Annotated in this window: 26 protein-coding genes; 9 read left to right on the forward strand and 17 right to left on the reverse strand. The window is 54.9% G+C overall.

Annotated features, from left to right (window positions below; genetic code table 11):
• Positions 1-78: 78 nt before the first annotated feature.
• Positions 79-1,128 (reverse strand): glycosyltransferase family 9 protein, encoded by a 1,050-nt coding sequence (locus NNL38_RS00805; RefSeq protein ID WP_255389152.1) that lies wholly within the window; start codon positions 1,126-1,128, stop codon positions 79-81.
• An 89-nt stretch (positions 1,129-1,217) separates the two neighbouring features.
• On the opposite strand from NNL38_RS00805, the gene NNL38_RS00810 reads away from it, so the two are divergent.
• Positions 1,218-1,946: a 3-deoxy-D-manno-octulosonic acid kinase gene (locus tag NNL38_RS00810; RefSeq protein ID WP_255389153.1), complete on the forward strand. Its 729-nt coding sequence runs from the start codon at positions 1,218-1,220 to the stop codon at positions 1,944-1,946.
• Positions 1,947-2,117: 171 nt separating this feature from the next.
• Here NNL38_RS00810 and waaA read toward each other — a convergent pair whose 3' ends face one another.
• The 7 genes from waaA to rfaD form a co-directional block, all read right to left on the reverse strand.
• A complete protein-coding gene (gene waaA, locus NNL38_RS00815) occupies positions 2,118-3,389 on the reverse strand; it encodes a lipid IV(A) 3-deoxy-D-manno-octulosonic acid transferase (protein ID WP_255389154.1) in 1,272 nt (423 codons plus the stop codon).
• Positions 3,390-3,448: 59 nt separating this feature from the next.
• The gene (locus tag NNL38_RS00820) at positions 3,449-4,396 is read right to left on the reverse strand and encodes a glycosyl transferase family 90 (RefSeq protein WP_255389155.1); all 948 of its coding nucleotides are present in this window, start codon (positions 4,394-4,396) and stop codon (positions 3,449-3,451) included.
• A gap of 58 nt (positions 4,397-4,454) precedes the next feature.
• Positions 4,455-5,483 carry a lipopolysaccharide heptosyltransferase II gene (waaF, locus tag NNL38_RS00825; RefSeq protein ID WP_255389156.1) on the reverse strand — a complete coding sequence of 343 codons (1,029 nt, stop codon included), beginning with the start codon at positions 5,481-5,483 and terminating at the stop codon, positions 4,455-4,457.
• A gap of 246 nt (positions 5,484-5,729) precedes the next feature.
• A complete protein-coding gene (locus NNL38_RS00830) occupies positions 5,730-6,413 on the reverse strand; it encodes a glycosyltransferase family 32 protein (RefSeq protein ID WP_255389157.1) in 684 nt (227 codons plus the stop codon).
• A complete protein-coding gene (locus tag NNL38_RS00835; protein WP_255389158.1) occupies positions 6,406-7,740 on the reverse strand; it encodes an O-antigen ligase family protein in 1,335 nt (444 codons plus the stop codon). Before NNL38_RS00835 ends, NNL38_RS00830 begins: the two co-directional genes overlap by 8 nt.
• 48 nt (positions 7,741-7,788) lie before the next feature.
• Positions 7,789-8,514, reverse strand: a complete 726-nt coding sequence (locus NNL38_RS00840) for a glycosyltransferase family 25 protein (protein WP_255389159.1) — start codon at positions 8,512-8,514, stop codon at positions 7,789-7,791.
• A gap of 73 nt (positions 8,515-8,587) precedes the next feature.
• Positions 8,588-9,532, reverse strand: coding sequence for an ADP-glyceromanno-heptose 6-epimerase (rfaD, locus tag NNL38_RS00845; RefSeq protein ID WP_255389160.1), 945 nt, complete (start codon positions 9,530-9,532; stop codon positions 8,588-8,590).
• A 112-nt stretch (positions 9,533-9,644) separates the two neighbouring features.
• On the opposite strand from rfaD, the gene NNL38_RS00850 reads away from it, so the two are divergent.
• On the forward strand, positions 9,645-10,289 hold the full coding sequence (locus NNL38_RS00850) for a TetR/AcrR family transcriptional regulator (RefSeq protein ID WP_255389161.1): 645 nt from the start codon (positions 9,645-9,647) through the stop codon (positions 10,287-10,289).
• Between the two features lie 27 nt (positions 10,290-10,316).
• Here the strand turns inward: NNL38_RS00850 and NNL38_RS00855 are convergent, their stop codons facing one another.
• Genes NNL38_RS00855 through gpmM form a run of 3 tightly spaced genes read right to left on the reverse strand, consistent with a single transcriptional unit; the run spans position 10,317 to position 13,763 of the window.
• A complete protein-coding gene (locus NNL38_RS00855) occupies positions 10,317-11,033 on the reverse strand; it encodes a divergent polysaccharide deacetylase family protein (RefSeq protein WP_255389162.1) in 717 nt (238 codons plus the stop codon).
• 22 nt (positions 11,034-11,055) lie between these two features.
• Complete coding sequence (locus NNL38_RS00860) at positions 11,056-12,213, reverse strand: peptidoglycan DD-metalloendopeptidase family protein (RefSeq protein ID WP_255389163.1); 1,158 nt, start codon at positions 12,211-12,213, stop codon at positions 11,056-11,058.
• 8 nt (positions 12,214-12,221) lie between these two features.
• Positions 12,222-13,763 carry a 2,3-bisphosphoglycerate-independent phosphoglycerate mutase gene (gene gpmM / locus NNL38_RS00865; protein WP_255389164.1) on the reverse strand — a complete coding sequence of 514 codons (1,542 nt, stop codon included), beginning with the start codon at positions 13,761-13,763 and terminating at the stop codon, positions 12,222-12,224.
• Between the two features lie 437 nt (positions 13,764-14,200).
• On the opposite strand from gpmM, the gene NNL38_RS00870 reads away from it, so the two are divergent.
• The 4 genes from NNL38_RS00870 to cysE all read left to right on the forward strand — a co-directional run bounded on the left by NNL38_RS00870 (position 14,201) and on the right by cysE (position 17,245).
• Positions 14,201-14,650 (forward strand): rhodanese-like domain-containing protein, encoded by a 450-nt coding sequence (locus NNL38_RS00870; protein ID WP_255389165.1) that lies wholly within the window; start codon positions 14,201-14,203, stop codon positions 14,648-14,650.
• A gap of 123 nt (positions 14,651-14,773) precedes the next feature.
• Complete coding sequence (gene secB, locus NNL38_RS00875; RefSeq protein ID WP_255389166.1) at positions 14,774-15,244, forward strand: protein-export chaperone SecB; 471 nt, start codon at positions 14,774-14,776, stop codon at positions 15,242-15,244.
• 17 nt (positions 15,245-15,261) lie between these two features.
• Positions 15,262-16,278 (forward strand): NAD(P)H-dependent glycerol-3-phosphate dehydrogenase, encoded by a 1,017-nt coding sequence (gene gpsA, locus NNL38_RS00880; RefSeq protein WP_255389167.1) that lies wholly within the window; start codon positions 15,262-15,264, stop codon positions 16,276-16,278.
• A gap of 145 nt (positions 16,279-16,423) precedes the next feature.
• Positions 16,424-17,245: a serine O-acetyltransferase gene (gene cysE, locus NNL38_RS00885; protein ID WP_255389168.1), complete on the forward strand. Its 822-nt coding sequence runs from the start codon at positions 16,424-16,426 to the stop codon at positions 17,243-17,245.
• Between the two features lie 109 nt (positions 17,246-17,354).
• Here the strand turns inward: cysE and trmL are convergent, their stop codons facing one another.
• The 3 genes from trmL to NNL38_RS00900 all read right to left on the reverse strand — a co-directional run bounded on the left by trmL (position 17,355) and on the right by NNL38_RS00900 (position 20,059).
• Positions 17,355-17,819, reverse strand: coding sequence for a tRNA (uridine(34)/cytosine(34)/5-carboxymethylaminomethyluridine(34)-2'-O)-methyltransferase TrmL (gene trmL / locus NNL38_RS00890; protein ID WP_255389169.1), 465 nt, complete (start codon positions 17,817-17,819; stop codon positions 17,355-17,357).
• Positions 17,820-17,936: 117 nt separating this feature from the next.
• Complete coding sequence (gene cpxA, locus NNL38_RS00895) at positions 17,937-19,364, reverse strand: envelope stress sensor histidine kinase CpxA (RefSeq protein WP_255389170.1); 1,428 nt, start codon at positions 19,362-19,364, stop codon at positions 17,937-17,939.
• Positions 19,361-20,059: a response regulator gene (locus NNL38_RS00900; RefSeq protein WP_255389172.1), complete on the reverse strand. Its 699-nt coding sequence runs from the start codon at positions 20,057-20,059 to the stop codon at positions 19,361-19,363. The genes cpxA and NNL38_RS00900 overlap by 4 nt, the downstream gene beginning before the upstream one ends.
• 198 nt (positions 20,060-20,257) lie before the next feature.
• On the opposite strand from NNL38_RS00900, the gene NNL38_RS00905 reads away from it, so the two are divergent.
• Together NNL38_RS00905 and pfkA are read left to right on the forward strand one after the other, a co-directional pair.
• Positions 20,258-20,740: a CpxP family protein gene (locus NNL38_RS00905; RefSeq protein ID WP_255389173.1), complete on the forward strand. Its 483-nt coding sequence runs from the start codon at positions 20,258-20,260 to the stop codon at positions 20,738-20,740.
• A 538-nt stretch (positions 20,741-21,278) separates the two neighbouring features.
• Positions 21,279-22,241: a 6-phosphofructokinase gene (gene pfkA, locus NNL38_RS00910; RefSeq protein ID WP_255389174.1), complete on the forward strand. Its 963-nt coding sequence runs from the start codon at positions 21,279-21,281 to the stop codon at positions 22,239-22,241.
• Between the two features lie 307 nt (positions 22,242-22,548).
• Here pfkA and tpiA read toward each other — a convergent pair whose 3' ends face one another.
• Positions 22,549-23,319 carry a triose-phosphate isomerase gene (gene tpiA, locus NNL38_RS00915; protein WP_255389175.1) on the reverse strand — a complete coding sequence of 257 codons (771 nt, stop codon included), beginning with the start codon at positions 23,317-23,319 and terminating at the stop codon, positions 22,549-22,551.
• Positions 23,320-23,684: 365 nt separating this feature from the next.
• Between tpiA and NNL38_RS00920 the strand changes: the two genes are divergently transcribed.
• A complete protein-coding gene (locus tag NNL38_RS00920) occupies positions 23,685-24,032 on the forward strand; it encodes a 5-carboxymethyl-2-hydroxymuconate Delta-isomerase (RefSeq protein ID WP_255389176.1) in 348 nt (115 codons plus the stop codon).
• Here NNL38_RS00920 and NNL38_RS00925 read toward each other — a convergent pair.
• Both NNL38_RS00925 and NNL38_RS00930 read right to left on the reverse strand, forming a co-directional pair.
• Entirely contained in the window at positions 24,022-24,366 is a 345-nt protein-coding gene (locus tag NNL38_RS00925; RefSeq protein WP_255389177.1) for a DUF3135 domain-containing protein, read from the reverse strand. The genes NNL38_RS00920 and NNL38_RS00925 overlap by 11 nt on opposite strands.
• Positions 24,367-24,551: 185 nt before the next feature.
• The gene (locus tag NNL38_RS00930; RefSeq protein ID WP_255389178.1) at positions 24,552-25,295 is read right to left on the reverse strand and encodes a ferredoxin--NADP reductase; all 744 of its coding nucleotides are present in this window, start codon (positions 25,293-25,295) and stop codon (positions 24,552-24,554) included.
• Positions 25,296-25,305 lie beyond the last annotated feature (10 nt).

Consider the following 25,305-nt stretch of genomic DNA (forward strand, 5'->3'; position numbering starts at 1 on the left):
GTATCTTAGAAATGGGCGTTATTTAAGGCCCTGACGATTGATTATGCCGACCGGGATCGGGAATGTAAAACCGCTCACTTATCGATTCAGGTCTTGGCATAGCTGGTTAAACATCGTGATGACTTGGTCAGATGTGATGTTCGCCATGGCCGCTTCGTCTTTGACCCGGGTTCGCCATGCCAGCTCAGACGGCGCTTTACCGGTTTCTGCCTGAATACATTCGTCATAAACGCTGACAACGTAAGGAAGATAACGATAAGGCCCGGTTCGTTTGGGATTGTGGTGAGCATACAGGCCCAGAACCGGGGTGCCGACGGCAACGGCCATATGAGCCGGGCCGGTATCCGGTGCACACACCAAGGTGGCCTGCGCCAGCAGGGCCAACATCTGCTTCAGGCTACTCTGGCCAATCAGGTTGGTGATCGGAAAATCCACCTGCTGCTCAATCGCCTGGCCTAGTTCGACCTCAATCGCGGCCGGGCTGCCGGCCAGGACCACCTGAAAGCCCTGTTGATGGGCATGATTTGCCAAGACGGCATAGCCTTCGGCTGTCCAGTTTTTATAGGCTTTACTGGCTGCCGGGGTGATCACCAGGACTTTGTCATGGGCACGATGCTGACTCGCCCAGAGCTTGTCGGCCTCATCGAGCGGAATATGCCAGCTTGGTGTCAGATCGCGAACCCCGAGGGTGGCGGCAAATTGCATGAAGCCATCCAGGACGTGCGTGCTGGGTGGCGAAGGAACTTTGGTATTGGTAAAGAATTGCTGCAGGTCGCTGGCGCGTTCGGCATCAAAGCCCAGTTTGTATCTGGCGCGGATCCCCAAGGTGGCAATACTGGCACGAAGCGCAGTTTGCAGGTGCAATAAGGCATCAAAGCGTTCACCACGAAGCTGTTGCCACAGTCGGGTGTAGCCTCGCCACCCCTGCTGCTTATCAAACACGACCGTGTCGATGCCCGGTAAGCCTTCGATGAGTTTGGCTTCTACTTTGCCGGTGATCCAGGTGATTTTTGTCGATGGCCATTGGCGTTGAATGGCCTGGACCATAGCAATGGTATTGCACACATCGCCAATGGCAGACAGGCGCAGGATACACAGCGATTTGGGGGCAGAAGAAAATAAGACCATGATGCTCGTTGATGATCAGACAAGGTTGAATTATGCATAGGGCGGTGAGAATTGTAAAATACCACCTTTTAGTTTGGCGGAAAACGATCGTGCAAGTACTGGAATATGACAATGACCGGATCGTTTATGATCCCGAGCTTCTGGCTGAGCCCCCTCAACAGTGTTTAGAGCCGATGTACTGGCAGCAGCAGGGAGCGGTCATTGGTAGTGCCTCCGGGCGGGGAACCACCTGGTTTGTGCGTGGGAAGCGCTTGGAGATGGCGCTGCGCCATTATTACCGGGGTGGTCTGTTTGGCCGCCTGGTGCGGGATCATTACTGGTTTACCGGCTGGGAGAAAACTCGCAGTCTTGCGGAGTTGCGGCTGCTCCAGCATTTATCTGGTGCCGGGGTGAATGTACCGAGGCCGGTGGCGGCCCGGGTCCGAAAAAAAGGGTGGTTGTATCAGGCTGATTTGTTGACCGAGAAAGTTGCAGGTGCCCGGGACTTGGTGGCGCTCTTACAGCATGAACCTTTACCTCAGGAGCGTTGGGAGCAGATCGGGCAGATGATTGCCCGGATGCATGGGTGCGGTGTCTGTCATACTGATTTGAATGCGCACAACATTTTACTGGACGCCGAGCAGCAGGTTTGGTTGATCGACTTCGATAAGTGTCACCTGGCAACCGGCGAGGGTTGGCAGCAGGGTAACCTCGACCGCCTGCATCGCTCCTTTGTCAAAGAGGTTGCGAAAGCCGGGATCCGTTGGGACGCGCAAGCCTGGCAATGGTTGCTGATTGGGTATCAAGCGAAGGCGATCAGCCCGCCAGAGGCAGGCTGAGTACGGCATTAAACCAATCACAGTAAGTAAGTGATCAGAAATAGCACAGGGAAAATGCTTGAGAACAAGGCAGGATTTTTCGATAAGTGGTTATTCTACAATCAAAAACTCTAACGCAGTTATCGAGTAATTTAACAAGCTAGAATGACCCCTTATTGACTACGATTGGTATTAGTTGTCAGGAAGATCCAAAGCTGCCAGGGTGCGGGACAGCGCCCCCTGGTTGCGCTGAACGACGGCTAATGCTGCTTGACCCATTTGGGCTTGCAACACCGGCTGCGCAAACAAAGCTATCAGTTGCTGGGCCAGATGCTCGCTGTTGGCCACAATGGCCGCACCTTCGGCGGCAATCAGCTGTTGGGTGATATCGGTAAAGTTGAAATAACTCGGGCCGGTCAGTACCGGCCGGGCCAGGGCAGCCGGCTCTAACAAGTTGTGGCCACCCACCCGATCACCGATCAGGCTGCCGCCAATAAAGGCGACATCGCTGCTGGCCAGCAGCAGCATCATTTCGCCCATGGTATCGGCCAGATAAACCTGGGTGGTAGCCGCGACAGGTTGCCGGCTGGTCCGGCGAACCACTGTAAACCCCTGGCTTTGGCACTGCTCGAACACTGGATGGAAACGCTCCGGGTGACGGGGAACCAGGATCAGCAGTGCTTCCGGATACTGAGCCATCAGCGTTTGGTGGGCCTGGAGCACTTGTTCGTCTTCACCGCGGTGGGTGCTGGCCGCAATCCAGATTGGGCGTTTGCGGCCGAGTTGCTGGCGCAAAGATGCGGCCTGTTCAGGCAGGTCGACCGCCGGGGTGATATCAAATTTGATGGAGCCGGTGACACAGAGTTGTTCAGGCCGTAGCCCGAGCCGGGCAAAGCGAGCGGCATCATCCTGGTGCTGGCAAAGTACGCGGGTGATGTGTCTGGCCAGTTGGGTAAACAGTGACTGCACTTTGGCATAGCGCTGGCAGGAGCGTTCTGACAGCCGGGCATTCATCACGGTGATCGGGATCCCTGCATCATGGGTGGCGGCTAAGGTATTGGGCCACAGCTCGGTTTCCATAATATACAGCGCCCGTGGGCGGACGATCTGCAGGAAGCGCTTGACAGCCCAGGAAAAGTCCAACGGCATGTAGCGATGCTCTACCAGCTCGCCCAGTTTTGCTGCCTGCTCGGCCCCGGTCGGGGTTGTGGTTGTCAGCAGAATCGGAAGCGTCGGATGGGTGGCTTTGAGCTGCTTGATGAGCGGCGTGACGGCCAGGGTTTCACCGACAGATACAGCGTGAATCCAGACGGGGTGGTCCGCTTTGGGCGGCGGGGTCCAGCCAAAATGCTCAGGCCAGCGTTTGCCGACCGTAGGCTTCCCCGGCTGTGTACGGTAGAGCTTCAACAGCAGCGCAGGCGCAGCAAGATAAAGTAATAGACTGTAGAGTTGTTTGAGTATCATGTCCGGTACTGAAAATCTGAATACGGCCTGAGGTTCACTCCCCATGGCCATATCGGGTGTTAAAAAGACTGTTGGGACAGTTCAAAGAACTTTTTCAGCACCAATAGGGCGATAAGATCTTCCTGGGCTTTGTCCTGAAACTGTGCCACATACGCATGCGCATTATCGATAATCGCCTGGGCTTCATCCGTGTTCTCGGAATAGTAACGGATCTTTTCTTCTAAATCCGAATAGTCCTCTTTGACTTCAACATAGTGCACCCCGGGCTGGAGCGTCCCTTCCATAAACCAGGTTTCAAATTTGGGTTGGGTCATCAGGCACAGGGAGTTGGAAGACATCGCCCACTTGAGGTTGGTAGCGACATCATTGCCTTCAATACACAGAATAAACTTGTACTGGAGCTGCGCTTCGATGCTCATGAAGTCCTTTTGCCAGGGGACATCTTCGGCCGGCTTATTGGTCTGTCCGACATTGCAGAGCGGATGGTTATAGAACGCTTCGATGAATTGCCGCCGGTGCGGCATATACGCGCCACCGCGCCAGACAAGTTGGTCTTTTTTTTCCGTAAACGGAAGCGGGTCGGTGATGAAGTTAAAGTGCCGAACTTTATTCAGTTTAAACAAAACTGAGTTGGCATTGTCACCGGCGATGGGTCGCGCTTTGACCAGAAAAGGGTGGCTTTCAACCTGGGTCTCATCGCCGAAGCGGTAAGCAACCTTGAGATGTTTTGGGAAATAAACGAGGTACTCTTTGAGATCAAAGTAATAGGCGCTTTGTTTTTTTTTCTTATAGTTGCCTATCGCGACGGCGCGCGCAGGATCTAACGAGAACGGTTCGGTATGCTTCAGATAGTAGTTGACACGTCGATTGATATCACCTTGTTCAACCTTTTCAATATGTTGCAATTTTGCAGCAAGCTTGGACTGATAAAAGCGGGCTGGAATCAGCCCGCGTAGTGTATTGGTTGTATAAAAGGCAAGTTTGCTGTTCTTATATGGATTCGCCATGAAGTTACTCAGCTCGACATTGTTTTACCAGTGATAATTTGGCGGCTTCTTGCAAAGCTTATGCACCAAACCCCTCGATTGCCTGGGTCACCTTGCTTGCGGGAAGCTCTTTCAGGCATTTCAGGTGGCCGTACGGGCATTCGCGCTGAAAGCATGGGCGGCATTCGATATCGGTATGCACGATGGCAACCTGCTTTGACAGAGGCGGGGTATAGTCAGGTGATGTCGAGCCATAGACCGCTACGACTTTACAGCCAACCGCCGCAGCAACATGCATCAGCCCGGAATCATTACTCACGACGATATCACAGGCGGCCAGCAAGTCTACCGCTTCGATGAGATTCGTCTGTCCGGCTAAATTATGGCACGCCGCTTGAGCTGATTCTGGCAGAATGCTTTTGATGGCACCGGTGACAGACTGATCTTTGCCCGAACCGAACAACCAGACCTGGTAACCCTGTTGAATCATGGCTTCGGCAACCTGGGCATAGTGCTGCTCCGGCCAGCGCTTGGCCGGGCCAAATTCTGCCCCCGGGCATAAGCCGATAATTGGACGCTCACTTGTGAGCCCCAACCGCGCCATTGCCCGTTGCTGGTGCTCGGAATCTACGGTGAGTGCCGGATAGGGCAAAGGTGGCAAGGCGTCACTGCCGTGCATCTCTGATTTTGGATAGGCCAGTGCGCAGTAACGTTCGATCATCAGGCCGAAAGCTTTTTTGTTGGCGCGAAGATCGGTCAGCAGACCATAGCGGCTTTCGCCTTTCCAGCCTGTACGGATCGGGATCCCGGCAAACAAAGGGATCAGGGCTGATTTTGCTGAATTCGGCAGAATATAAGCATGCGTATAGCCGTTTGCCCTGAGCTGTTTCCCCAGCCGGTAGCGTCCGCGCAGGTTAAACTCGCCATGGCCAATCGGCATTTCAATGGCCTGATTCACTTCCGGCATGCGCTCCAGAATGGGCTTACACCAAGCCGGGGCCAGGACATCGATCTCAGCGTCCGGGTACTGTTGTTTAAGGGTGATGTATAAGCATTGTGACATCACCATATCGCCAACCCAGGAAGGGCCGATAATCAAAATTTTCATACGACACTGCTCTTTACACAATCAGTCAGGTTGTGAACACCGAGCCGGAGATACTGGCGGAATGCCAGCCAGGAGCCCCTCCACATTTGCCAAGAGCAAGAGGAGTGAATACCAAACTCGATGCGGTATTGTTGTTATTTTATGATCCAGAAAACAACGGGGAAAGAGAGCACGAACATTCAGAGGTCAGTGGTCTGTTCCCAGGCGTCTACTCAGGGGCTGCTCCCGTCCTCTTTGGGGGCCTTTCTAGGATGCCCGGAAAAAGTATTTTTGCCAGACATATAGCTTTCCCCATAAACCCAAATGCTTGGATTTCAGGAAAACCAGGCCTTTAGACTTTCTCCAGCTATGTTGGAACCAATGCGTTAAGTAAGCATTGGCTGGTTTGTCAAAGTGCATCGGCTCTCCCTGATAATTATAGAAATATTCAACAGGGTAGAGGTGGCAAGGCTCTGCTTTGCTCAGCTCTTGTTCGATCAAAAAATGGGTCATGATCCCCGGGCCCATATACAGCGGAGACTGATAAATGCCGTTTTCATAGAATTCAACCAGGGTGTTGAGCACGATAGAATCCGGCTCTGCGTATATGGATGCGGTTCCCAGCATAGTGTCAGACTCGTAGCCGACGGAAAACTTGCAGCTTTCAAACAGCGGAAAAGGGTCCTGCTGGATCGTGACGTCAACATCCAGGTACAGGCCCCCTGCGTGCTGCAGTATTTTCAGGCGCAGGTAATCTGTGACAAAGGCATATAGCCCCCTATCGTAACATTCCCGGGCAAATGCGCAGCCTGCTATCCATTGTTTGATGAGCGGGTCATTCTCGGTCCACAAGGTAAACTCATAGCCTTGCTTCTGCCAGTCATCCAGGCAGGCAAAGGCCAACGGCGGCATTTGGTGGCCAAGCCAGATCGCGTGGATTTGCTTAATCATGAGGTATCGGCTCTTTTGATTGCAAAGGGCTCAGTTTATACGTGAGGTAGAAGGTATAACAACTACCCAGCATAACATTATGAATCCACTGGCCATTATTAGAGAAAAAGAAAGATTCGAACAGGTTCACCGTCAGCCAGTAAACCGTGAACATGGCAGAGATCAGCAAAACTTCATTGATGCCCCGCTTTTCAGGGGCTACGCTAGCGGCACGGACCACCCACGCAAACACCCCGTACATCAGCAGCAATCCCACGAGACCGTAAGATACCAGCAACTCAATATGTGAGTTGTGGAGGTGGGTGAAGTGCTGCCTGATATGTGCTGGAAAATGCTGCGCATTTTGAATGACAGTGACCTTGCTATTGTAACCGCTACCCAACAACGGCCTTTCTTTGATCCATTTGAGGGATTCATGCCAAAGGTGTAGCCGGGTCCCGGCACTGTTAAATGGGATCTTGGAGATATCACCATTGGTGATGATGGTGGTTGCTGTGTTCATTTCTTGCTGCACCCTGTCATGGACTAAAGGGATAGTGGCATAGGTATAAAACGCCAGGCCAAGCAGGGAAAAGGCTCCGACAAGAATGAGCTTATTTATTTTTTCTTGATGTAAGATGGAATAGAGCAAGGTGCCCAGTACATAGGCCGCAAGGAGGGCCACCCAGACCTGGCGTGATTGAGTGGTCACCACGACGAAGGTGAAAGCCACCAGCAGCAGTGTTGCCGAACAGAGCAGGGCGATATTTTTGGCTGTTTGAGCCCGGATGCTCAGACACAGGTATTTCATGAAGAAGAAAGAGGACAGCAGGAAACCGACGCCGCTGTACATCGCCGGGTGCTGGGCATTGATAATATTAAAGTCAATCCGGACCCCTTCTAACCCAAGTAATACTTGTTGCGTAATATCCGAATGGCTGTAAAACGCGAGCAACATTCCCAGGCATAATGCCCACCACGACAGATAAACATTGAGTAAAGTGCCTTTGAGCCAGTAAGCGACAAAAATAAAAATAAACAGATCGGCGAGATCAGCGATGTGCGGCGATGGGTAAGCTAAGTCAGGGATGTCGATCAAAGCGTTCGCCCAGCTGAGGAGTTGCGTGATGATGGCGAAACCCAGCGCCCACAGCATTTTGTCTTTAAAAAGCTGCTTGCGGTCGACAAATAATGCGGCGACAGATGCCAGTATAAAGAGGGTTTGAAAAACGTCCCCAACATCCCGGTATGAGCGTTTAAATAGGATATAGCCAATTACGCAGCATAGCATGGCCAGGCAAAATCCTTTGGAATCAAGCAGCTGCTTTAATCGTACGTCAAGTTGCATTCTGGAGCGCTCTAATGATCTGTGGTGTCATGGGTTGCGGTTGATCGCCTACGTCAGGCTTGTCAGCTTTCTCATCAAGGTTTCATAAACTCTGAAACTTTCCATGTACAGTTTGTGGCACAGCCCGACGGCCTGTTTTTGTTTCCTGCAGTTCCCGATGGTCGATTGGGCCGGTGAGCGTTCAAGGACTGACGGGTAAATATGATATGCCTTGATTCCGTGGCGCCACGTCTTTTCGACATAATCATCAATTGGTTCAATAAATTGCTGCGCGTTTTCCAGAAAGCTTTTCGCGGCGGTCGGGGTAATAATGTAGCCACCTGTGCCGGCGGTCCCTTTATGATAGAGGCCGATGGAGTGGGTTTTTGAGAGCTTGAACTTCGCGCTGTACTTTCTGGGATGCGTGGCCGTCAGTTTAATAAACTGGCACTGCGCGATGTATGGCATGACTGCGGTGAGGATACTTTTTAAATCTGAGCATATGGAAATGTTATCTTCCAGGATCAGAATCGGCTCACCCAGATCAACACACTTCTCCCAAAGGGCATAATGACTGGCAAAGCAAGCCACTTCCGCAGGGGTAAGGTGATAACCTTTACGCTTGAATGTGATTTCTGGAGCGGCTTTTTCGCTGTAGCGAAACGCTGCAGAGGTGGTACCGTCGATGGCATCAAAAAACTCAAACGGAATGCCAGCCTGTTCCAAGACAGCTTGCATTTGTTGCCGGCGGTCAGAGGAGCGAGCAAGGCTGACCACAAAAGTAGGTATCGTCATTACATCTTTTCTTTCTGCGAGTCAGCGACGCACCTGTTGGAAGATGTGCCGCTGAGCGGTTGCTTTGTGGTTGTTAGTTATCCAGCAGGGCCATATACTCCGCCACGCCTTCGGCAACCGACTTGAATTCGTGCGGATAACCGGCGGCGCGGACCTTGGTCAGATCGGCCTGGGTAAATTTCTGGTAGCGGCCTTTCAGGTGCTCCGGGAACGGGATTTCTTCCACTTCCCCTTTACCGTAGTATTTCACCACGGCTTTGGCGACTTCAGTGAAAGACTCGGCTTTGCCGGTGCCGCAGTTGAAGATGCCGGAGACACCTTGTTCCCAGAACCACAGGTTCATTTTACAGACATCACCGACGTAGACAAAGTCGCGCTTGAGGCTGTCCGAGCCTTCGAACAGTTTCGGGTTTTCGCCCTTGCTGAGCTGGGTATGGAGGTGGAATGCGACCGAGGCCATGCTGCCTTTATGCTGCTCGCGCGGCCCGTAAACGTTGAAGTAGCGAAAGCCGGTGATCTGCGACAGGGTTTCACCGTGGGCCTCGGCATCCTGCCACAGGCGACGGACGTAGTTGTCAAATTGCTGCTTGGAGTAGCCGTAGACGTTCAGGGCACCTTCATACGGTTTTTCTTCGATGAAATCATGGTCGCGGCCGCCGTACGTGGCAGCAGAAGACGCATACAGGAACGGGATCTGACGCTCCAGGCAGTAGTGCAACAGCTCCTTTGAATATTCATAATTGTTCAGCATCATGTATTTGCCGTCCCACTCCGTGGTTGCAGAGCAGGCGCCTTCATGAAATACGGCATCAATCGGGCCGAACTCATCGCCGGCCATGATCTGGGTGATGAAGTCTTCCTTATCCATGTAATCGGCGATATCGAGGTCAACCAGGTTGGCGAACTTGGTGCCGTCTTTGAGGTTGTCGACCACCAGAATATCGTTGCGACCTTGCTCGTTCAGCGCTTTGACAATGTTGCTGCCGATCATACCGGCGCCACCAGTTACAATAATCATGCTCATTCCCGTGTTTGATGCATTGGGACCACGGCCGCATCACTGCCACCGCGATGAATACTCTTGTGATAACATTACATCATTGCCCTCGGGTGACGATAGTGAGAAGCAAATGAAGACCCGCGATAGAATTATTCAGGCAGCACTGGCGCTTTTCAACGAAAGCGGTGAGCCAAACATAACCACGAACCATATTGCCGCTCATCTGGGGATCAGCCCCGGCAATCTGTATTATCATTTTCGCAATAAAGAAGAGATTATACACAGTATTTTTGATGAATACGCTCAGGATTTGAGGATTCGTTTCCAGCCCCAAGCTGAGGCGACCGTAACCGCTGATAATTTATTGGGTTATCTGGATTCTGTGTTCATGCTGATGTGGCGTTACCGGTTCTTCTATGCCAATTTGCCGGATATCCTGCGTCGGGATCCTGAGTTGCAGCAGAAATACCTGGCAGCTCAGGAGTCGTTGCACAGCAATATTATGGCAATGATGAAGAGTTTCCGGGCCAGCGGCTTGCTCGATTTGGATGATGCCGAGTTACTCAGCCTGGCTAATATCTTGAAGCTGGTTGCCTCGAGCTGGATCTGTTACCAGACAACCCAGGCAGCCGGAGCCAAAATTACCAAGGCGGTGATTTACCAGGGCGTGTTGCAGATGCTCAGCATTGTGCGCCCGCTGACTACGGAGAAAGGCAGGACGCAGGTCCAGGCGTTGGAGTTACACTACTGTGAGCAGGTGGCCCGGAATGAGTAATTCGGCTCGATTGGCGGGTGATTTGGTTTAAAGATACAGCTCGGACAGGCGGACCAGCCGGACATCCTGCTCGGCCAGTGTCGGGAGTTGCTCGGCCAGGGTGCTCAGGGTCTCCGGGTAGGGATGGCCTATGGCAATGGCATAGCCGTCGCGCTGAGCGCGTCGGATCGCCTGTCGGAGCTGGCGGCGGACAAACGCCGGGGTTTTCTGGTGGTCGAGAAAAATATGGCGGCGCAGGGCGCCGACGCCCTGAAGGCTGGCGCGCCTGAGGGCGACCGATTTTGCTGTGGTGCGGCTGTCGAGAAAGTACAGGCCCCGCTCACGCAGAACCTCCATCACCCAATCCATTGCCCTGGCATTCTGGGTTAGGGCACTGCCCATATGGTTATTCATCGCCACGGCATGCGGAACCCGGCTCAGGGCGTGGCGTAGCGTGGTTTGTAAGCGGTGGCGCGACATCGCCAGAGTCAGGGTGGTCTGTTCGAGCGGGGCATCGTGTGCAGGCTCCATCGGCATATGCAGCAGAATGTCTCGCTGCTGCCCCCGGGCCAGGTAGGCAGTATTCAGATCATAAGGGGTGTCGGGCAAAATCGAGATGCTGATCTCTGCTGGCAGGCGGGCCAGTTCCGCGGGCATCGCCTGGTAACCGAGATCGTCAATGACAATGGCCAGCCGTGCAGCAGCCAGCGGGCCCGGCAACCATAATCCCCAGAGCAGAGAAACCCAAATTGCAATCCGTTGCATTCCTGTTCAGCTCCCGTATTGGTTACCTCGTCAGCCAGCTTTGTGGATCGAGGGCGGTCCCCTTGCGGCGGATCTCAAAATAAAGCGCCGAGGTCTCCTGGCCGCCGCTGTCGCCTACCAGCGCAATAGCCTCGCTTGGTTGCACTGTATCGCCGACCTTTTTCAGCAAAGTCTGGTTATAGCCGTAAAAGCTCATGTAGCCTTTGCCGTGATCAATCGCGACCATCAGACCATAGCCGCGTAGCCAGTCGGCAAAGACGACTTTGCCGCCGTAGATGGCATTGACCTGGCTGCCCTTGGGCTTGCTGATCACCATCCCTTTCCAGCGTAATTCACCCTGCAGCGGGCTGCCATAGCGATGGCGGATCGTACCTTTGACCGGCCAGGGCAGCTTGCCTTTTTGTCCGGCCAGCCCGTTCATTGCCACCCGGCGTGCCGCTTCTGCGGCGGCCTTGGCCTTGGCTATCTCCGCCACCAGGCGCTTTTCATTGTTTTTGAGCTCAGACAGGTAACGGGTATCTGATTTGAGCTGACCCTTGATGGTGCGGACCGTTTTTTGCCGCTGCTGCTGCTCGCGCTCCAGCCGGCGCTTTTCATCGGTAAGCTGGGCAAGCAGATCCTGTTGTTGCTGGCGCTGCTGAGACAGTTGATGGGTTTTGAGCTGCAGCTCGGTCTTGGTCGCGGCCAGGTCATCCAGGGTGTGGGCCCGGGCCTGGCTGAGTCGCTCGGCATAGACGGTCATGCGATCCAGCCGGTCCTGATCCATTCCGCTGAGCAAGGTAGCGAGCTGGCTGCTTTTCCCCTGACGGTAGTGGGTGTTGAGCAGCTCTTTCAGCATCTCCTGCTGGCCCAACTGTTGCTGCAACAGCGCCTGCTGTTCTTGCTGCAGGGCCTGAATTGAGCGCGCCAGGGTGCGGACTGTTGCTTCTGCCTGGTGGATCTTTTTTGCCGTCGCGGCAATCGCCAGCTCTTGCTGCTTGAGCGATTGCTGCAGGGTATTGATTTTTTTCTGCTTGCTGCTCAACTGGTTTTGCTGACGGGAGATTTCCTGTTTGACGCCGTCGAGCTGTTGCTGGCTGGCCGACAGCGCCGGCGGGGTAAATGTCAGGCATAGTAAAGCGCCAGTGCTGAAAGCACTGGCGCGGAGCAGTTGGGTGAGGCGTTTGATCTGATCCCGCATAGCAGGGATTATTTCAGATCAAACAGCACCTGACCAGACATCTCTGACGGGATTTCCAGATCGGACAGGGCCAGCATGGTCGGCGCCAGATCAGACAGCTTACCGCCCTCTTTCAGGGTCAGCGCCTTGCTGCCGACGTAGATCAGCGGGACCGGCAGGTTGGTGTGCGCGGTGTGGATACCCCCGGTTTCCGGGTTGACCATCATCTCGGCATTGCCGTGGTCCGCGGTGATCAGCAGCTGACCGTCCACTTCGCGGATGGCCTCGACAATACGGCCGATGCAGCTGTCAACGGCTTCACAGGCTTTCACTGCAGCGTCGTAAACACCGGTGTGGCCGACCATGTCACCATTCGGGTAGTTACAGATAATGGTGTCAAATTCACCGCCTTTAATGGCTGCAACCAGTTTGTCAGTCAGCTCCGGTGCACTCATTTCCGGCTGCAGATCGTAAGTCGCTACTTTCGGTGAGGCAACCAGCTGGCGTGATTCGCCGTCAAACTCGGCCTCGACCCCGCCGTTGAAGAAGAAGGTGACGTGGGCGTATTTCTCGGTTTCAGAAATCCGCAGCTGCTTCTTGCCTTGTTTCGACAGCCACTCACCCAAGGTGTTTTCCAGGCTCTCCGGCGGGAAGGCGATCGACAGGTTAATGTCGGCCGCATATTGGGTCAGCATCACGAAATCAGCCAGTTGCGGGAACTGAGCCCGCTCGAAGCCGGCAAAGTCGGCTTCAAAGGCGCGGGTGATCTGACGGGCACGGTCGGCACGGTAGTTCATGAAGATCACGGCATCGCCATCGACCATGGCGGCGTCATCCTGACCTTCAGCGCGGATCACGGTCGCTTTGACGAACTCGTCGTTTTCGTTACGGGCATACGCCGCTTCCAGACCTGCCACGGCGCTGTCTGCGGTGAACTCTGCCTTGGCCGCGGTCAGCAGATCATAGGCCTGCTCGACCCGGTCCCAGTTGTTGTCCCGGTCCATCGCGTAGTAGCGGCCCACCAGCGATGCAGTGCGGCCTTTACCCAGTTTGGCAAACAAGGCGTCGAAACGCTCCAGCGATGCCTGGGCGCTGCGTGGTGGTGTGTCACGGCCGTCCAGGAAGCAATGCAGGTAAATTTTCCCGGCGCCACGCTCGGCAGCCATGGCCACGGCTGCGGCAATGTGATCTTCATGGCTGTGAACACCGCCCGGCGACATCAGGCCCATAATGTGCACGGCTTTACCGGCCTTGATCGCTTTGTCCATGGCGTTGACCAGGGCTTCATTGTGGTGGAACTCACCATCAGCGATGGATTTGGTAATGCGGGTCAGGTCCTGGTACACCACGCGGCCGGCACCGATATTGGTGTGGCCCACTTCAGAGTTCCCCATCTGGCCGTCCGGTAGACCCACATCCATGCCTGAGGCAGAAATCAGTGTGCTCGGTTCGTTGGCAATCAGTCCATCCAGAACCGGGGTGCTGGCATTGGCAATGGCGTTGCTGGTGTTGTCTTCGCGGTAGCCCCAACCATCCAGGATCACTAAAGCCAGTGGCTTCTTAGCAGACATATCTTGTCCTCTCGTAAAGTTAGAAATCTGAGTTTTAATTTAGACCAATTACCTGAGCCTTCTGGGCCGTTCGGGGAGAGGGCTCAGGGAATTGGGCTGGCTAATCTGTAATTTTACTACAGATAATGGCCCAAAATGTAGGCCGGGATCAAACAAAGCTGTAAATGGATTGTTATCTTCTTACGCGAAAATATATTCATTTCTGGCGGGAAGTGTAAGCCCTGAATGAGAGTTTTTTTCAATTTCACCGAAAGGTGGAACCGAACAGAGGCTGATTACCGCGTATACTGCTGATGGCGGGAACCAGTGAGCCATGGCGCGGAATTGTTGTTGCTTGCTGTACAATAAGGTTGCCGCGGGTATACTCAGGGTCCATTTAAGCTGGCGTCTGGCCCTGGCTTCAGGTGTCTGATATTGAGAGAAATAGAGCGAAAGTCATGCAGCAATATATCGATTTTGTTACAAGTAATCCCATCTTATCGCTGATTTGGGTCGGTCTGGTTGTGGCGATCATTGCGTCGTACGTCAAACAGAAGACTGCGGGCTATGCCGTGGTGACCCCGAACCAGGCGACAGCGCTGGTCAATCGTGAAAACGGTGTCTTTATCGATATCCGTAGCCGCGATGAGTACCGCCAGGGCCATATTTCGGGTGCACTTCACATTTTGCCGAGCCAAATCAAAGAGCAAAACTTTGCTGAGCTTGAAAAGCACAAATCCGACCCAATCATTGTGGTATGCAAAACAGGCCAGACTGCGCAAGAAAGCGCTAACCTGTTACATAAAGCCGGGTTCGAAAAAGTCAGCCTGCTCAAAGACGGCCTGATTTCCTGGAATGAAGCCAACCTGCCGCTGATCCGCAGCAAGTCAGGTAAAGGCAAGCGATAAGTATTCGGGCGGGATGGTGCGTCCATTCCGCCTGACCCTTTGTGTAGTCCGTGGCGACTGATGCGCACGGCTGCGAATTTGAAAATCTCATGTAATTGAGAATGAGAGAAAAAGGACACAAACATGGCTGAAGCAGCAAACAACGAAGCGCAACAGAACTTCCAGATCCAGCGTATCTTCCTGAAAGATGTATCTTTTGAAGCGCCAAACTCACCAGAAATGTTCCAGAAAGAGTGGAACCCTGATGTGAAACTGGATCTGGATACCCAAAGCCGCGAGCTGGGGGAAGGTGTGTTTGAAGTGGTTCTGCGCCTGACGGTTACGGTGAAAAATGCCGATGACACCGCGTTCCTGTGCGAAGTTCAGCAAGGTGGTATTTTCTCTGTCGCTGGCATGGAAGCGCCGCAACTGGCTCATTGCCTGGGTGCGTTCTGCCCGAACATCCTGTTCCCGTATGCCCGTGAAACGATTTCCAGCCTGGTGGTGAAAGGAACCTTCCCGCAGCTGAACCTGGCCCCGGTGAACTTTGACGCGCTGTTCATGAACTACCTGCAAAACCAAGCGCAGGAAAACACTGAAAATAGCGAAGCTTAATTCGCTGCGTGGCCGATATGAATCAGAACGTCGATCAAGCGATCACCATGACAGTGCTGGGTGCGGGCTCTTACGGCACCTCCCTGGCGATTTCACTGGCCCGTAACGGGGCCAATGTTATCTTGTGGGGCCATGATCCGGCGCATATGGCGCAGCTGGAAATGGATCGCGCCAATGAAGCCTTCCTGCCGGGCGTTGCGTTTCCCGACTCGCTGATCATCTCGGCGGATCTCGAGGCGGCGGTCAAAGCCAGCCGGGATCTGCTGGTGGTGGTGCCGAGCCATGTGTTTGGTGAAGTCCTGTCGAATGTAAAGCCTTTCCTGCGGGAAGATTCGCGGATCTGCTGGGCCACCAAGGGGCTGGAGCCGGAAACCGGTCGCTTGCTTAAAGACGTGGCCATCGAAGCGCTGGGCGAGGCGATTCCGCTGGCGGTGCTGTCCGGACCGACATTCGCCAAAGAGCTGGCGGCCGGGCTGCCGACCGCGATTGCGGTGTCGTCACCGGACGAGGCGTTTGTGCGTGATCTGCAGGAGAAAATTCACTGCAGCAAAACCTTCCGGGTCTACAGCAATAACGACTTTACCGGTATGCAATTGGGCGGCGCGGTGAAGAATGTGATTGCCATTGGCGCCGGAATGTCGGATGGCATTGGCTTTGGTGCCAATGCCCGCACCGCGCTGATCACCCGAGGCTTGGCGGAAATGTGCCGCCTGGGCGCAGCGCTGGGCGCGCAGCCGGAAACCTTTATGGGGATGGCTGGCCTGGGCGATTTGGTGCTGACCTGTACCGACAATCAGTCGCGCAACCGGCGTTTCGGCCTGGCCTTGGGCCAGGGCAAAGATGTCGATACCGCGCAGGTTGAGATTGGCCAGGTGGTCGAAGGGTATCGCAACACCAAGGAAGTCTGGGTTCTGGCCCGGCGCTACGGGGTGGAGATGCCAATCACTGAGCAAATCTATCAGGTGCTGTACCAGGGTAAAGATGCCCGCGATGCGGCTAAAGCCTTGCTGGCGCGTGAGAAAAAAGACGAGTGATTGTCGTACGCTCTGATCCGTGACTATCAATCAACGCGAGCCTTCAGGCTCGCGTTGTTTTTTTTGCTGAGCGCGCTAAAGTGATAGCCAGCTGAGCAGTGAATCAGCTGGGTGTTTGGCAACTGATGACGATACAGAGGATGATGTGAGGGAATGTCAACAACATGAGGTCTGGCAGGCGATCAAGCGGGAAGCGCGGCAGCAGTCAGAGCAAGAGCCAATGCTGGCGAGCTTCTATCATGCCACCATTATCAAACATGATAACTTAGCGGCGGCATTGAGTTATATCCTAGCCAATAAACTGGCCACCCCTTCGATGCCGGCGATGGCGGTGCGGGAAGTGATTGAAGAGGCCTTTGCGGCGGACTGTATGATCACTGAATCAGCGGCGTGTGATATCCGGGCAGTCGTAGAGCGTGACCCGGCGGTGGAGATGTACTCGATCCCTCTGTTATACCTCAAAGGTTACCACGCCCTGCAGGGATATCGGGTCGCCAACTGGCTGTGGAAACAGCAGCGGGTGGCGCTGGCGGTGTATTTGCAAAACCAGATTTCTGTGACCTGTCAGGTGGATGTGCATCCGGCAGCCCGGATTGGCCAGGGGATCATGTTTGACCATGCCACCGGGATTGTGATTGGGGAGACGGCGGTGATCGAAAATGATGTATCGATCCTGCAGGATGTGACCCTGGGCGGGACCGGGAAAGAAAGCGGTGATCGTCACCCGAAGATCCGTGAAGGGGTGATGATTGGTGCCGGGGCCAAGATCCTCGGCAATATTGATGTCGGGGAAGGGGCCAAGATTGGCTCATGCTCGGTGGTGCTCAACCCGGTACCGCCGCATACCACAGTCGCCGGGGTCCCAGCGAAGGTTGTCGGTCGCCCGAGCAGTGAAAAACCGGCGATGGATATGGACCAGCAGTTCAACGGCACGACGCAGACCTTTATTGCCGGCGACGGGATTTAGCACTGATCTTTGCGCCAATATTTCGTCTTGGCCGAAACAAGAAAAAGCGAGAGGGCCACTCTCGCTTTTTTGATCGCGCAACCATGATCCAAGCTCTTGAACACGGTCGTTAGCTTGCGCCCTGGAAGCCCAGCTGGCGCCAGGCTTCATAACCGATAATCGCCGCGGCATTGGACAGGTTGAGGCTGCGACTGTCGGGGTGCATCGGGATCCGCAGGCGCTGCGCCGGTGGCAGGCTGTTGATGACTTCAGTCGGCAGGCCGCGGGTTTCCGGCCCGAACAGCAGGATATCGCCTGCCTGAAATTCGGCCTGGGTGTGAAACTGGGTTGCCTTGGTGGTGCAGGCAAACAGCCGGCGCTCGCCAACAGCAGCCAGAAAGGCTTCGAAGTTAGCATGGCGGGTGACATGGGCCAGATCGTGGTAGTCCAGCCCGGCGCGGCGCAGTTTTTTCTCTTCCAGATCAAAGCCCAGGGGTTCAATCAGGTGGAGGTTGGCACCGCAGTTGGCACACAGGCGGATAATATTGCCGGTATTGGGGGCGATTTCCGGCTCATACAAGGCTATATCAAACATAGTTCTGCCAGGGAAAAATAAGGTGCCGCCATTGTGGCAAGTCAGGTGGCGGGGCGCAAATGCAAATGCTGCCCCCGCGCCCGGCAGGCAAGCCATTTCATGTATTGATTCGTTTGCTCAGGGCCGATGCGGGTCGAGCGGCAAAGAGATGCAGATCCGCAGCCCGCCCAGGGGGCTGCGGCTGGCGCTCACGGTCCCGTTGTGCTGGCGAATCGCGCTGTCGGTAATGGCAAGGCCTAGGCCGGTGCCGCCACTGCTGCGGTCCCGGGCGGTGGAGACGCGATAGAAGGGACGGAATATATCACTCAGTTCATTGTCCGGCACGCCTTCCCCGTTGTCGTCAATCTGTATTGTCAGTTGAGCCGCGCCGGGAGTGAAGCGGATCTGAACGGTATCGCGGCCATACTTGATGGCATTGCGGACCACGTTTTCCAGGGCGCTGATGAGCAAGCCCGGGTTACCGCTGAGCGGCCAGGCCTCCAGCTCGCCGTAGTCGAGGTGCTTCTGGCTTTGCTCGGCTTCAAAGCGGGCATCTTCCAGCATCTCCTGCCACAGGCTGCGGGCATCGGTGTGCTCGCGTTGCTCCTGGCCGTGACTCTGCATGCGCGAGAGCTCCAGCAGCTCGCTGATCATTTTCTCCAGCCGCTCAGCCTCGGTGTCGACCCTATCCAGCTCCGGGCTCTCGCCCTGTTTACGTTTGGCCAGCGCGGTTGCCATCCGCAGTCGGGTCAGCGGCGAGCGTAGCTCATGGGAAATATCCGACAGCAGGCGCTGCTGGCCGCTGATGGTCTGGTTGATCGCCCGGACCATCTGGTTGAAGCTGGCCCCGGCCTGGCGAAACTCGCGCGGACCGGCCTCCAGTGTCGGATCGGCCTCGAACTGGCCGGTCGCAACCCGCTCGGCCGCTTGTTGCAGGCGCCGGGCCGGGATGCTGACCGCCCAGGCCAGCCACAGCAGCAAGGGGGTGCTGACCAGCATGGTGACCAGCAGCAGCTGAAACGGCTTATCGAGGATCTGAATGAAAAACGGTGGCGGCCGGTGCCAGAACCGGCCGATGTACATCAGCACCGGCTCCGGCTGGGTGCTGATTGTAAACGGCCCGGCCATCATCCAGCGTCCGTAGAGCCGCTGCCGCGGCTTGGTGGGGTCGTCGGCCATGGTGATGAAATTGCGCAGGGCTTTGTTGCGCCCGTCCGGGGCGAGGATTTCCCCCTCCGTTGAGGTGAAATAAAGCTGAAACCCTTTGCGCCGGCTGTGATGGGCAAATCGCAGCAGCCGCTGCGACAGCGGGCCGCGATCATCGGCCAGCCGTAAGCCGACACTTTCGGCTGAGGCCTGAAAACGTTTCAGATCGGGCTCGGGAATGGTGTGCTGGGTGCGGGGATCGAGGATCGGCAGCAATACCAGGGTTAATACCACCAACAGCAGGGTGAGCCAGAAAATCGCAAAAATCCGGCCGTAAAGACTGGAGAGCAGCGGCAGTTTTACCACCTTCTCCTTATGCCGGGTTGCAGCGGCGCGCCAGCGGTCAAGTGTTTGGTTCATTGTGATGCTGCCTCAACCAGCAGGTAGCCTTTGCCCCGCAGGGTTTTGATCCGGGGTTTGCCGTCACGGCGTGGCGGCAGCTTTTTACGCAGGTTTGAAACATGCATGTCAATCGCCCGGTCAAACGGCGTCAGGCGCTTGCCCAGCACTTGCAGGCTCAGCTCTTCTTTGGCAATGATGGTTCCGGGGTGGCGAATGAAGTGGGTTAAGAGCGCCAGCTCGGTACCGGTCATGACCAGCGCGGTTCCCTGGCACAGCGCTTCCTGGCGGCCCGGGTAAATCTCTATATCCTGGTAGCGCAGGCACTCGGGAGTGTCGCGTTGCTCCTCCTGCGACGGGCGGGTGCGGCGTAAAATCGCCCGCATCCGGGCCAAAAGCTCGCGGTCGCTGAACGGTTTGGGCAGATAATCGTCTGCACCCAGCTCCAGGCCCAGCACCCGGTCAATCTCTTCCCCTTTTGCCGTCAGCATCAACACCGGGGTCTGATGCTGTTCACGCAACCGGCGCAGCATTTCGGTGCCGTTCATCACCGGCATCATCACATCCAGCAGGATCAGATCAATCCTGTCGTCTACCTTAGCCAGCCCCTGCTCACCGTTATGGGCGGCAATGACGGTAAAGCCTTCCAGCTCGAGAATGTCGGTCAGCAATGCCGTCAGCTCGGTATCATCGTCGACCAGCAGGATGTTTGTCATGGTGCTTACCTTTTATATGCCTGTTCGCGACCCGGGCCGCGGGGGAGAATCGGGATGGTCACAGTATCGCTAAACTTGTCGCCCGAACCAAGTCAGGGCACGGCGCTTTACGCAGCTTTACGTTCTGCCGACAGCAGTTTACCTGGCGCTGGTTATGCTTATTCCATACCTGCAAACCACGAGATGGGAGAGGAATACATGAAAAAGATGAAGACGATGATGCTGGCGATGACACTGCCCCTGCTCATTGGTTCGGCTTCAGTGCTGGCCTACGGTGGCCACCACGGCAAAGGTGAGGGCCGTGGTGGGTGCGGCATGGATGGCGGCCGCAAGCTAATGTATGAGCTGGATTTGAGCGATGATCAGAAACAACAGCTCAAAACGATGCGCCAGACCAAACGTGAAGCGATGAAAGCCGGGTTTGCGGATCAGCGAGAACCTATGAGGGCGCATTATCAGCAAATGCAGGCCCTGGTGTTGGCAGACAGCTTCGATGAAGTTGCGGCGCGCGAGCTGGCGCAGAGCATGGTCGAGCAACAGGTGGGTCGCCGGGTGGCAATGATGGAAAGTCGTCATGAGATACTCAGTGTGCTGACCGAGGCCCAGAAAACCCAGTACCGACAGTTGATGGCTGAGCGGCAGGCCGAGTGCCAGCAGCGCTGGGCCGACAAAAACCAGTAAGTTTTCCCGGGCCGCAGTATTGCTGCGGCCGGTGATTCTGCTTTCAATCCCTCAAACTCAAATTTCCCTCGCGAAAAACAGATTCCTTCCTTTTTTGTTATTAATTTTCAACGTAAAAAAGCTATACTGCGGAACATTACCCAGTGAGTGTCCGGGAGCCGGCGTGATTATCATGGATGAAAAAGAAGCTCGCCCACGGTTGTCACTCCCCCTCACGCGCAGCTGGTGGCTCTGATCACAGGATATATACTTAGGGCATAATGTAGGGTTGTGCGCTTTGGAGCCTGGTTGTTCATCCGAATGTAATTGGTTTTGATTTATCTTGGCCTGAGCCCGTGATCAGCGGTGCCAGAGTCCGAGGTGATCGTGACATGAATCAACAAATGTTTTTATCAAAATTGTAATACTCCTACATTAGTAGGAAAGTTACAGTTTACACGAGCATCAGTTCTGTAACGTGCTGATGAGACCGAGAGGGGGAACCTCGGTCACTCGTGTCGGATTTGATTTTTCAATTCCCAAAGTTCAGAGGGTAACCATGATTAAAAAGATTGGTGTTTTGACCAGTGGTGGTGACGCACCTGGTATGAATGCGGCGATCCGCGGTGTGGTTCGTGCCGGATTGTCTGAAGGCCTGGAAGTGTACGGTGTGTATGACGGTTATCAGGGCCTGCACCAGAACCGCATTGAGAAGCTGAGCCGTTCAAGCGTGTCAGACGTGATCAACAAGGGCGGGACATTTCTGGGCTCGGCACGTTTTCCGGAATTCAAAGACGAGAAAGTTCGTGCCCAGGCGATTGAAAACCTGAAAATCCACGGGATTGATGCCCTGGTGGTGATCGGCGGTGACGGCTCTTACATGGGGGCGAAGAAGCTGACCGAAATGGGTTACCCGTGCATCGGCTTGCCGGGCACGATTGATAATGATGTGGCAGGCACCGACTACACCATTGGTTACCTGACGGCGCTCAATACTGTGATTGATGCCATTGACCGGCTGCGGGATACCTCGTCTTCTCACCAGCGGATCTCGATTGTTGAGGTGATGGGCCGCCACTGTGGCGATCTGACCCTGATGTCGGCCATTGCCGGCGGGTGTGAGTACATCATTACCCCGGAAACCGGTCTGAACAAAGAGCAGCTGCTGGCCAAGATCAAAGAAGGGATCTATAAAGGCAAGAAGCATGCGATTGTCGCGCTGACAGAGCTGATGACCGATGCCAATGAGCTGGCCAAGTATATTGAAGATGAAACCGGCCGTGAAACCCGCGCGACTGTGCTGGGTCATATCCAGCGTGGTGGCCAGCCGACGGCATTTGACCGTATCCTGGCGTCCCGCATGGGCGCCTACGCGGTTGAGCTGCTGATGAAAGGGGAAGGCGGTCGTTGCGTGGGGATCCAGAACGAGCAGATGGTTCATCACGACATCATTGATGCAATTGAGAACATGAAGCGCCCGGTTCGCACGGATCTGTACGATCTGGCCAACAAGCTGTTTTAAGCCAGGCTTCGTCTCCATTGAAAACCGGCGATCTTCGTCGGTTTTTTTATGCGTTTTCGCCAGGTGTCTTTGTCTAGCGCCTCAAAAAGCGAGGTATTATACCAATCGTAGTAAATAACTGGTCATCCTAGCTTGTTAAAACGCTCGATAACTGCGTTAGAATTTTTGATTGTAGAATAACTACTTATCGAAAAATCCTGCCTTGTTCTCAAGCATTTTTCCTGCGCTATATCTGATCACTTACTTACTGTGATTGGTATTAAAAAACCGCCCGGAGGCGGTTTTTCAAAAGCTTATCGCGGGACGCTTATTTCTTCGCTTCCGCTGCGGCTTTGGCAATGGCAGCAAAGCTTTCAGCATTCAGCGCAGCGCCGCCAACCAGGGCACCGTCGATGTCCGGCTGGGCGAAGTAAGCTGCGGCGTTCTCTGGCTTCACTGAGCCGCCGTACTGAATGATCACTTGCTTCGCAACGTCTTCGCTCTTCTCAGCGATGTGGGCACGGATGGCAGCGTGAATGCGCTGGGCATCATCTGCTGTAGCTGCTTTACCGGTGCCGATCGCCCAGATTGGCTCATAGGCGATGATCGCGCCGTTCAGTGCTTCGACGCCTTGGGTGTTGATCACCGCGTCGATTTGACGGGCACACACAGCTACCGTTTCGCCGGCTTCGTTCTGCGCTTCAGATTCACCGATACACAGCACTGGCGTCAGGCCGTGTTCTTTCAGGAAGGCAAATTTCTTGGCCACGAACTCGTCAGATTCGTTGTGGTATTCACGACGCTCAGAGTGGCCGATGATGATGTGGCTGGCGCCAAAGTCTTTCAGCATCTCCGGAGAGATGTCACCGGTGAAGGCACCGCTGGCATTAACGTCCACGTTCTGGGCACCCAGAATGATTTTGTTGCTGGCTTTGCTGATCAGCTGCTCGGCCAGATCCAGGTACATCGCCGGTGGAGCAACCGCTACGTCAACACCTTCAACACCGTTGAGTTCGGCATCAAGGCCCTTGAGCAGGTCAGATACCATTTCCTTGCTACCGTTTAGCTTCCAGTTACCCATAACCACAGGATGGCGCATAGCTTTTCTCCAAATCAATTTGATGTAAAAAAGAATACCAAAAAGCGTAGTTCTCTGAACGCGGTCAGACAACTAGGCTATTGGGTATCCGCGCGAATGAAAAAATATAACAGTTTTCAGTGCTATTTTTCCTGTCCGAAATCATTTCTGTGCCCGGTTGTACCTTTTTCACCGCGAAAAGTGAACTCCTGGTAGGGATTATTTTAAAAAAAATGTGGTTTGCGGTTGCGCGCTCGCAACAACAGAGCGTGATCGGCGATAGAAAAAGCGGCCGTGGTTTTGGCGTCTGTCAGGGGGATCGGGTAACGTGAGTGGCTGGTAGACAGGGGGGCTGATGGAGCCCAGCAATATTCATGGAGGAAAATGTGCCGAATCTTGTAATGGAATATGCCGAGCCGGTTGCGGAGCGGGTCAATGTCCCCGGCTTACTGGAAGACTTACATCAGTGCCTGCTGCGCTGCGGCCTGTTTGAAGCCGCGGCCGTCAAATCCCGCAGTTACCCGTGCCGCGCCTGGCTGGTGGGTGAGGCGGGCGATCTCAACAGTTTTATTCATGTCGAGCTGAGCCTACTATCGGGTCGCGAACCATCACAAAAGCGGACGCTCTCGCGCGGCTTGATGGCGGTACTGGAGCAGCATGGTTCGGGGATTAACAGCCTGACGGTTGAGATCCGCGATATGGACAGGGATTGTTTTATGAAGCTCACTCACTAGTCCGCGATGGCGTGTCGTCGGACGCCTCCGGGCGGCTGAACGGCATCACTTTGGCCTCATGCTCGGTCAGGGTCTCCGGTGCATTGAGTGCCTGGGCAAAGCGCTTGAGTTGCTGCTGCAGCTCAGACATCAGCATCATATTTGTGTGGTTGGGGTTTTTGCCTGTGGCGATGACCTGGTTGATATGACTCATCTGGGCCCGCAGGCGCGGTTGCATCGCCGGGCTGGCGCGGTTGATAATGGCTTCGCTCATTGAAATCCGCAGCGCTTCGAGGGCCTGCGGATCTTTCTCGGCCATGGCTTTGAGTTCATCAAATGACGGTAAGTCTTGCATAACAGCTTCCCTCATCGAGCGCGATGCGCTGCTATTTCCCTGGTGCGATACAGCGCGCCACAAGGAATTTGGTTGATGTGTTATGCCTTAAAGTTAGCCAGCCGGCGCGATGGCGGCTGGCTCATTCCTGAGATCATGCATGAGATTGCTGTGAGACATTTTGAATCCGGGGTTGGGGAGCCCTGTTACCAGTAGCGCTCCATGGTGATCTGGCCCGGATTGCGGCGCAGGTTTTTGCGAAAACCCAGTGTTTCGAGCACATTACGGGTATCCCGGACCATCTCCGGGTTGCCGCACAGCATGATCTGGCTTCGTTCCGGGGTGAGCGGCAGGCCGATATGGCGCTCAAGCATGCCGTCTTCAATAGCCTGTGGGATCCGTCCCGGTAGTGACAGCGGCGCAGGCTCGCGACTGACGAAGGGCTGCACGATCAATTGCTCGGGGTAGTATTCCTTCAGCGCATTGATTTCGGCCTGATAGGTGAGATCGGCGGCGTAGCGCACGGCATGCACGAGAATGATTTTGCGAAACCGCTGCCAGACCTGCGGTTCACGCAGAATCGACAGGTAGGGACCGATGGCTGTCCCCGTGGCCAGCAGCCAGAGGTGCTCGCCGGGCGGGACTTCATCGAGGGTGAAGTAGCCACTGGCACGTGCTGAAATATAGACCATATCCCCGCAATCCAGGGCATGCAGCCGCGGGGAGAGCTCGCCGTCGGCAACCCGGGTAGCGTAAATTTCCAGTAGCGGATCGCTGGGCGGGTTGACAAAAGAGTAGGCACGCTGGATTAGTTTACCGTCAATTTCCAGACCCAGCTTGGTAAATTGTCCGGCTTTGAAGGGTTCAATATTGGCCTGTAATTTCAGGCTGAATAAGTCACTGTTCCAGTGGCGGTTGGTGATGACTTCTGCGGGGATCCAGTCGGCCATAATTCTCTCC

This window comes from Photobacterium atrarenae (genome assembly GCF_024380015.1).
Lineage (GTDB): Bacteria > Pseudomonadota > Gammaproteobacteria > Enterobacterales > Vibrionaceae > Photobacterium > Photobacterium atrarenae.